We start from the raw sequence: 9,637 nt of genomic DNA, 5'->3' as shown, positions 1-9,637 counted from the left end.
CCCCCCCCCCCCCCCCCCCCCGGCCCCGCCCCCCCCCCCCCCCCCCCCCCCCCGGCCCCCGGACACATTTCTGCCGCCGATCCACCACGGAAAAGATCAGAAAATCAAAATCAAAAGCTGATCCTTCAGACATTCTCGATGTCTGCCCGTGTCGACCAAGGTCGACACCTACCAAAGCAGAGCGCCGTTCCGACAGATCGCGGGAAACTGTCGAAGGCGGGGTGGGTCCGGTGGCAGGGGCGTGAGCCGCATGGATGCGGCGACCGAGGCTACAGGGACGTACTTGCGCCGTCCCCTGCCACCGGACCCGCCCCGCCAACCCACAGATAGCCGGCTTCTGCCGTTGCTCCGGCTGTTGCCTTGGCCTCTGCGGGTGCAGGGCTGCAAGCCCTGCCGGAAACCCTCACCCCGCAGGAGTGCCGACACCGTGCAGGTAATCCAGGCTCACCTGCAGCAACGCGCGCAGTCCCACATCCAGTGCCTTCTCATCCAGCAGGAACTTCGGCGAATGATTCGCCGGCGCCGTCGCCGGGTCGATGCCCACGCTGGTGGAACCAACGAAGAAGAACATGCCCGGCACTTCCTTCGCGTACAGCGAGAAGTCCTCCGCACCCATCTGCAGCGGCGGCTCGTACACGTTGTCCTTGCCCACCACCGCCTGCAGGCTCGGCAACATCTTCGCGGTCAGCGCCGGGTCGTTCACCGTGGCCGGGTTGCCTTCCGATTCGTAGATGTCGGTCACTGCCTTCGCGCCGTGCGCGGCCGCTGTGTGTTCAGCCACGTTGCGCAGGTCGGCGAAGATCTGCTGGCGCATGCCTTCGTCGAAGGTGCGGATGGTGCCGACCATCTCCACTTCATCGGGAATGATGTTGTAACGGATGCCGCCGTTGATCGCGCCGAAGGTCAGCACCGCCGGCTGCTTGGACAGGTTCGCGCGGCGGCTGACAATGGTCTGCGCGGTGCCCACCAGGTCGGCGGTGGCGACGATCGGGTCCACGCCGTTCCACGGTGCCGAGCCATGCGTCTGGCGACCGATCACCTTGATCCCGAAACGGTCCGAGGCAGCCATCAGCGGGCCACCGCGCACCGCGATCTGGCCCGCCTGCACGCTGGAGAACACATGCAGGCCAAATACCGCCTCCGGCTTGAAGTCAGCGAACAGCCCTTCCTTCAACATCAGTGCGGCACCGCCCTCTTCCGGCGGCGGCGCGCCCTCCTCGGCCGGCTGGAAGATCAGCATCACCTGGCCCGGCAGGTCCTTTTTCATCGCCACCAGCGCTTCGGCCACGCCCAGCAGGGTGGCGGTATGCGCGTCATGGCCGCAGGCATGCATCACGCCCACGGTCTGTCCGCGATACTGGTCGGTGACCTTGGAAGCGAACGGCAAGCCGGTCTGCTCGGTCACCGGCAACGCGTCCATATCAGCGCGCAGGGCGATCTTGGGGCCGGGCTTGCCACCCTCGATGATCGCCACCACGCCGTGATGGGCGATGCCCGTCTTCGGCTTCAGCCCCATCGCACGCAGGCGCTTGGCGACCTCGGCCGAGGTTCGCACCTCGCGGTTGGACAACTCCGGGTGCTGATGGAAGTCGCGGCGCCATTCGATCACCTTGGCCTGCAGCCGCTGTGCGGCGGCGGTCACTTCGGGGCGTTGCCCGTCCTGGGCATGGGCAAGGGCCGGCAGGGCCAGCAGCAGGGCGGACAGCAGCAGCGAACGGCGCATCGCAATCTCCACGGCAAAGGGGGTTCCAGCTGAATGTAGGGCAACGCTGCCGCTACGGGAACCTCCGCGGCCGGACCCGGTCTTAGCGCCCGTCCCATCCGTCATGCAGGAAACGTGATGTGGCGCAGGTATGCTTTGTGCATTGCCAACCGGGGCCGCGCCCCGTCCAGCCCTCTTGGAGTCCTTGAATGTCACGTGTTTGGAAGATCGTGCTGCTGGTCGTTGCGGTACTGGTGCTGGCCGTGGTCGGCATGCGCGTACTCGGCGGAGGCAAGGACAAGGCCGATGGCCCGGCGGCAGGTGCGCGCCAGGGCGGTGAAGACCCGGATGCCGGCCCGGTGCCGGTAACCGTGGTGGATGCGGCACGCCAGGACGTGCCGGTCTATGCCAGCGCGCTGGGGACGGTGACGGCAATGAACACCGTCACCGTCAGCCCGCAGGTCGGCGGACAGCTGATGAGCCTGAACTTCCGCGAAGGCCAGGAAGTGAAGAGGGGCGATGTGCTGGCGGTGATCGATCCGCGCACCGCCCAGGCCAGCTATGACCAGGCAGTGGCATCCAAGCGCCAGAACGAGGCGTTGCTGGCCACCGCGCGCTCCAACTACCAGCGCTCGAATGCGCCGGAGTATCGCCAGTTCGTCGCCAAGACCGATCTGGATACACAGCGAAACCAAGTGGCACAGTATGAAAGCGCGGTGGCCGCCAACGAGGCCAGCATGCGCTCGGCGCAGGTGCAGCTGCAGTACACCAAGGTCACCGCGCCGATCACCGGTATCGCCGGTATCCGTGCAGTCGACGCCGGCAACGTGGTCAACGCCGGCACCGCACTGGTCACCCTGACCCAGATCCATCCCATCCACGTACTGTTCAACCTGCCGGAGCGCCAGCTCAGTGATGTGCGCCAGGCGCAGGCCGCCGGTGCGGTACCCGTATCGGCACTGGACCGCGCCGACTCGCATGTTCTGTCCGGCGACGGCAAGCTCGACGTGGTCGACAACCTGATCAGTGCCGACAGCGGCACCTTCAAGGCACGCGCGATCTTCGACAACACCGACAACGGCCTGTGGCCGGGTCAGTTCGTCAACGTACGCATGCAGCTGCGCACGATTGCCGGTGGCGTGGTCATCCCCACCCAGGCCGTGCTGCGTGGGCCGGATGGCGAGTACGTCTATGTCGTGCAGGGCGACAACACGGTGAAGATGCAGACCGTGCGCAGCGGCGTGGAAGTGGGCGACAGCCAGGTGCAGATTGCCGAAGGCCTGAAAGGTGGCGAGCGGGTGGTCAGTGAAGGCCAGTTCCGCCTGAAGCCAGGCAGCAAGGTCACCGCATTGAAGCCGGGCGAGACCCCGGTCGCACCGACCGAGGCCGAACTGAAGGCCGCCGAGCAGAAGAACGGCGGCGGTGGCCGTCGCGGTGGTGGCCCGCGCTGAGCGCAGGCTACTGACCTTCCCGCGCCGGCAAGCCTGCCGGCGCTGCCTTTGAAGTGCCAGCAAGGATCAGTCCGTGGGCTTTTCGACGATCTTCATCCGCCGTCCCATCGCCACCTCGCTGTTGATGGCGGGCCTGTTGCTGCTGGGCATCCTCGGTTACCGCAAGCTGCCGGTGTCGGCGCTGCCGGAAATCGATGCGCCCAGCCTGGTGGTCACCACCCAGTACCCTGGCGCCAACGCCACCACCATGGCCTCGCTGGTCACCACGCCGCTGGAGCGCCAGTTCGGTCAGATCTCCGGGCTGGAGCTGATGACCTCCGACTCGTCGGCCGGGTTGTCCACGATCATCCTGCAGTTCTCGATGGACCGGAACATCGACATCGCCGCGCAGGACGTGCAGGCGGCGATCCGCCAGGCCACCCTGCCCTCGTCGCTGCCCTACCAGCCGGTCTACAACCGGGTGAACCCGGCCGACGCGGCCATCGTCACCCTGAAACTGACCTCTGACACGCGCCCGCTGCGTGACGTCAACAATTACGCCGACTCGATCCTGGCCCAGCGCCTGTCGCAGGTGCAGGGCGTGGGCCTGGTCTCGATCGCGGGCAACGTGCGCCCGGCCGTGCGCATCCAGGTCAATCCTGCGCAACTGTCGAACATGGGCCTGACCCTGGAAGAGCTGCGCAGCGCGCTCACCCAGGCCAACGTCAACGCGCCGAAGGGCTCGTTGAACGGCAAGACCCAGTCCTACAGCATCGGTACCAACGACCAGCTCACCAGTGCCGCCGAGTACCGCGACACCATCATCAGCTACAAGAACGGCCGTCCGGTGCGGCTGTCCGACGTGGCCGAAGTGGTGGATGGCGTGGAGAACGACCAGCTGGCCGCCTGGGCCGATGGCAAGCCGGCGGTGCTGCTGGAAGTGCGCCGCCAGCCCGGCGCCAACATCGTGCAGACCGTCGAGCGCATCCGCGCCATCCTGCCGCAGCTGCAGGGCGTGCTGCCGGCCGACGTGCACCTGGAGATCTTCAACGACCGTACCGAGACCATCCGCGCCTCGGTGCATGAGGTGCAGTTCACCCTGATCCTCACCATCGGCCTGGTGGTGGCGGTGATCTTCGTGTTCCTGCGCCGGTTGTGGGCCACCATCATTCCCTCGGTGGCGGTCCCGCTGTCGCTGGCCGGCACCTTCGCGGTGATGGCCTTCACCGGCATGTCGCTGGACAACCTTTCGCTGATGGCGCTGGTGGTGGCCACCGGCTTCGTGGTGGACGATGCGATCGTGATGATCGAGAACATCGTGCGTTACATCGAGCAGGGCAAGAGTGGCCGCGAAGCGGCCGAGATCGGCGCCCGCCAGATCGGCTTCACCGTGCTGTCGCTGACCGTCTCGCTGGTGGCGGTGTTCCTGCCGCTGCTGCTGATGCCCGGCGTCACCGGCCGTCTGTTCCACGAGTTCGCGTGGGTGCTCAGCATCGCCGTGGTGCTGTCGATGCTGATCTCGCTGACGCTCACCCCGATGATGTGCGCCTACCTGCTCAAGCCCGACGCGCTGCCCGAGGGCGAAGACGCGCATGAGCGCGCAGCGGCCGCCGGCAAGCAGAACCTGTGGACGCGCACCGTGGGCCTGTACGAACGCAGCCTGGACTGGGTGCTGGACCACCAGCGCATGACCCTGGCGGTGGCCGGCGGCGCGCTGGTGCTGACCGTGCTGCTGTACGTGCTGATTCCCAAGGGCCTGCTGCCCGAACAGGACACCGGCCTGATCACCGGCGTGGTGCAGGCCGACCAGAACATTGCCTTCCCGCAGATGGAGCAGCGCACCAAGCAGGTGGCCGAGGCGCTGCGCCAGGACCCGGACGTGACCGGCGTGTCGGCCTTCATCGGTGCTGGCAGCATGAATCCCACGCTCAACCAGGGCCAGCTGTCGATCGTGCTGAAGGAGCGCGGCGAGCGCGACGGCCTGGACAAGATCCTGCCGCGCCTGCAGAAGGCGGTGGCCGGCATTCCGGGCGTGGCGCTGTACCTGAAGCCGGTGCAGGACGTGACCCTGGATACCCGCGTGGCCGCCACCGAGTACCAGTACTCGCTGTCGGACGTGGACAGCGCGACCGTGGCCACCCAGGCCACGCGCCTGACCGAGGCGCTGCGCAAGCGCCCGGAACTGGCGGACGTGGACAACAACCTGTCCAACCAGGGCCGCGCGCTGGAACTGAACATCGACCGCGACAAGGCCAGCGTGCTGGGCGTGCCGATGCAGACCATCGATGACACCCTCTACGATGCGTTCGGCCAGCGCCAGATCTCGACAATCTTCACCGAGCTCAACCAGTATCGCGTCGTACTGGAAGTGGCGCCGGAGTTCCGCACCAGCACCGCACTGATGGAACAGCTGGCCGTGGCGTCCAACGGCGCCGGCGCGCTGACCGGCACCAACGCCACCAGCTTCGGTCAGGTCACCTCGTCCAACTCGTCCACCGCCACCGGCATCGGCGCGCAGAACACCGGCATCACCGTGGGCGCAGGCAACATCATTCCGTTGTCGGCGCTGGCCGAAGGCAAGGTGACCAGCGCGCCGCTGGTGGTCAGCCATCAGCAGCAGCTGCCGGCGGTGACCGTTTCGTTCAACGTGGCACCAGGCTACTCGCTGTCCGATGCGGTCAAGGCCATCGAAGAGACCAAGGCCAGTCTGGACATGCCGGCCCACCTGCATGCCGAATTCATCGGCAAGGCCGCCGAGTTCACCGGCAGCCAGACCGACGTGGTGTGGCTGCTGCTGGCTTCGCTGGTGGTGATCTACATCGTGCTGGGTGTGCTCTACGAGAGCTACATCCACCCGATCACGATCATTTCCACGCTGCCGCCGGCCGGTGTCGGCGCGCTGCTGGCGCTGATGCTGTGCGGGCTGAGCCTGTCGGTGGATGGCATCGTCGGCATCGTGCTGCTGATCGGCATCGTCAAGAAGAACGGCATCATGATGGTCGACTTCGCGATCGAGGCCCGCCGCGCCGGTGCCAACGCACACGAAGCGATCCGCCGCGCCTGCCTGCTGCGCTTCCGCCCGATCATGATGACGACGGCTGCGGCGATGCTCGGCGCGCTGCCGCTGGCACTGGGTACCGGCATCGGCTCGGAGCTGCGCCGCCCGCTGGGCATCGCCATCGTCGGCGGCCTGCTGCTATCGCAGCTGGTGACCCTGTACACCACGCCGGTGATCTACCTGTACATGGAACGCTTCTCCGAATGGCTGGCGCGCCGCCGCGAACAGCGTGCGCTGCGCGACGGTTCGCTGCAGGAGCCGCAGGCATGATCCACGCCCCGCTGCTGCGGGGGGCCGCACGATGAACCTGTCCGGTCCCTTCATCCGCCGCCCGATCGGCACCGCGCTGCTGGCCATCGGCCTGTTCATGGTCGGCCTGATCTGCTATCTGCGCCTGGGCGTGTCGGCGCTGCCGAACATCGAGATCCCGGTGATCTTCGTGCACGCCAGCCAGTCCGGTGCCGATGCGGCGACCATGGCGTCCACGGTCACCGCGCCGCTGGAACGCCACCTTGGCCAGCTGCCGGGCATCGACCGCATGCGCTCGTCGAGTTCGGAAGGCAGCTCGCTGGTGTTCATGATTTTCCAGAGCGGCCACAACATCGATTCGGCCGCGCTGGACGTGCAGACCGCGATCAACTCGGCGCAGGCCGACCTGCCTTCGGGCATGGGCTCGCCGATGTACCAGAAGGCGAACCCGAACGACGACCCGGTGATCGCCATCGCGCTGACCTCGCAGACGCAGTCGGCCGACGAGCTGTACAACGTGGCCGACTCGCTGCTGGCGCAGCGCATCCGCCAGATCAGCGGCGTCGCCTCGGTCGACATCGCCGGTGCCTCGACGCCAGCGGTACGCGTGGACGTCAACCTGCGCCTGATGAACGCGCTGGGGCTGACCGCCGACGACCTGCGCAATGCGGTGCGCGCGGCCAACGTCACCTCGCCCACCGGCTTCCTCAGCGACGGCAACACCACCACCGCGATCATCGCCAACGATTCGGTCGCGCGCGCGGCCGACTTCGCCAACCTGGTGGTCAAGACCCAGGGCGATGGCCGGGTGATCCGCCTGAAGGACATCGCCAACGTCTACGACGGCCAGCAGGATGCCTACCAGGCCGCGTGGTTCGACCACAAACCGGCCGTGGTGATGTACGTGTTCACCCGTGCCGGCGCCAACATCGTGGAAACCGTGGACCGGGTGAAGGCGCAGATTCCCGCGCTGCGCGACTACCTGCAGCCCGGCACCACCATGACCCCGTACTTCGACCGTACGCCGACCATCCGCTCGTCGCTGCATGAAGTGCAGATCACCCTGCTGATCAGCCTGGCCATGGTGGTGCTGACCATGGCGCTGTTCCTGCGCCGGCTGGCGCCCACACTGATCGCTGCGGTCACCGTGCCGCTGTCGCTGGCCGGCGCCGCGCTGGTGATGTACGCGCTGGGCTTCACCCTGAACAACCTGAGCCTGCTGGCGCTGGTGATCGCGATTGGTTTTGTGGTGGACGATGCGATCGTGGTGATCGAGAACATCATGCGCCACCTCGACGAGGGCATGCCACGCCTGCAGGCGGCCTTCACCGGTGCGCGCGAGATCGGCTTCACCATCGTCTCGATCACCGCTTCGCTGGTGGCGGTGTTCATTCCGCTGCTGTTCGCCAGCGGCATGATGGGCGCCTTCTTCCGCGAGTTCACCGTCACCCTGGTGGCGGCCATCGTGGTGTCGATGATCGTCTCGCTGACGCTCACCCCGGCGCTGTGCAGCCGCTTCCTGAGCGCGCACGACCATAACGCCGCGCCGTCGCGCTTCGGCCGCTGGCTCGATGCCGGACACGAGCGCATGCTGCGCATCTACACCGTGTTCCTGGACTTCTCGCTGCGCCATGCGCTGCTGCTCTCGCTCACCCCGCTCATCCTGATCGGCGTGACCATCTTCCTGTTCGGTGCAGTGAAGAAGGGTGCGTTCCCGCCACAGGACACCGGCCTGATCTGGGGCCGCGCCAATTCCAGCGCCACCGTCTCGTTCGAAGACATGGTCAGCCGCCAGCGCCGCATCACCGACATGCTGATGGCCGACCCGGCGGTGAAGACCGTGGGCGTGCGCCTGGGCAGTGGTCGTCAGGGCTCCAGTGCACAGTTCAACGTTGAGCTGAAATCGCGCAAGGAAGGCCGTCGCGAAACCACGGCACACGCACTGGCCCGGTTGAGCGCCAAGGCCGACCGCTACCCAGACCTGCAGCTGCGCCTGCGCGCGATCCAGGACCTGCCCAGCAACGATGGCGGCGGTTCCAGCCAGGGTGCCCAGTACCGTATTTCGCTGCAGGGCAATGACCTGGCTTCGCTGCAGGAATGGCTGCCCAAGCTTCAGGCGGAGCTGAAGAAGAACCCGAAGCTGCGCGACGTCGGTACCGATGTGGACAATGCCGGCCTGCGCCAGAACATCGAGATCGACCGTGCCAAGGCCGCCCGCCTGGGAATCTCGGTCGGTGCGATCGACGGTGCGCTGTACGGTGCGTTCGGCCAACGCCAGATCTCGACCATCTACTCAGACATCAACCAGTACAGCGTGGTGGTCAACGCCCTGCCCTCGCAGACCGCCACCCCGGCGGCACTGGACGAGGTGTACGTGCGTGCACGCAACGGCGACATGGTGCCGATCACTGCGGTGGCTACCCAGGTGCCTGGCCTGGCGCCGTCGCAGATCACCCATGAAAACCAGTACACCACGATGGACCTGAGCTACAACCTTGCCCCGAATGTGAGCATGGGCGAAGCCAAGGCGATCATCGATGCCACGGTGGCCGGCATGCGCATGCCCGGCGACATCCGCCTGGCCGACGATGCGGGCTTCGGGTTCAACTCCGATCCCAGCGACATGCTGATCCTGGTGTTCGCCGCGATCCTGACCGTGTACCTGGTACTGGGCATGCTGTACGAGAGCCTGATCCACCCGGTCACCATCCTGTCCACGCTGCCGGCGGCGGGCGTGGGCGCGCTGCTGGCGCTGTTCGGCACCAACACCGAGCTGTCGGTGATCTCGATGATCGCGCTGGTGCTGTTGATCGGCATCGTGAAGAAGAACGCGATCATGATGATCGACTTCGCGCTGGTGGCGCAGCGCGAGCATGGCCTGGCACCACGCGAGGCCGCGCGCGAGGCCAGCATCGTGCGCTTCCGCCCGATCATGATGACCACGATGGTGGCGATCCTGGCAGCGGTACCACTGGCGATCGGCCTGGGCGAGGGTTCCGAACTGCGCCGCCCACTGGGTATCGCGATGATCGGCGGCCTGCTGTTCTCGCAGAGCCTGACCCTGCTCAGCACGCCGGCGCTGTACGTGATCTTCTCCTGCCTGGCCGAACGCTGGCGGGCACGGCGCGCACGCAAGCGCGAAGCGAAGCTGCTCAAGCGCGCGCAGCGGGCGTAGAAAGGCCCGTCCACGCATGGCGT

Annotated in this window: 4 protein-coding genes; 3 read left to right on the top strand and 1 reads right to left on the bottom strand. The window is 66.7% G+C overall.

Annotated elements, in window-relative coordinates; all coding sequences use genetic code 11:
* Positions 1-403: 403 nt before the first annotated feature.
* The gene (locus tag D7Y61_RS20870; RefSeq protein WP_180869061.1) at positions 404-1,723 is read right to left on the bottom strand and encodes a M20 family metallopeptidase; all 1,320 of its coding nucleotides are present in this window, start codon (positions 1,721-1,723) and stop codon (positions 404-406) included.
* A 188-nt stretch (positions 1,724-1,911) separates the two neighbouring features.
* Here D7Y61_RS20870 and D7Y61_RS20865 point away from each other — a divergent pair, with 188 nt between their 5' ends.
* From D7Y61_RS20865 to D7Y61_RS20855, 3 genes are all read left to right on the top strand, one after another.
* Positions 1,912-3,153, top strand: coding sequence for an efflux RND transporter periplasmic adaptor subunit (locus tag D7Y61_RS20865; RefSeq protein WP_180869059.1), 1,242 nt, complete (start codon positions 1,912-1,914; stop codon positions 3,151-3,153).
* A 73-nt stretch (positions 3,154-3,226) separates the two neighbouring features.
* Entirely contained in the window at positions 3,227-6,460 is a 3,234-nt protein-coding gene (locus tag D7Y61_RS20860) for an efflux RND transporter permease subunit (RefSeq protein ID WP_180869057.1), read from the top strand.
* 31 nt (positions 6,461-6,491) lie between these two features.
* Entirely contained in the window at positions 6,492-9,614 is a 3,123-nt protein-coding gene (locus tag D7Y61_RS20855) for an efflux RND transporter permease subunit (protein ID WP_180869055.1), read from the top strand.
* Positions 9,615-9,637: the final 23 nt, after the last annotated feature.

Source organism: Stenotrophomonas maltophilia (assembly GCF_013464485.1).
Taxonomy (GTDB): domain Bacteria; phylum Pseudomonadota; class Gammaproteobacteria; order Xanthomonadales; family Xanthomonadaceae; genus Stenotrophomonas; species Stenotrophomonas maltophilia_AW.
The sequence above is the reverse complement of the archived record's forward strand: the minus strand, read 5'-3'. Positions and strand labels throughout refer to the sequence as shown.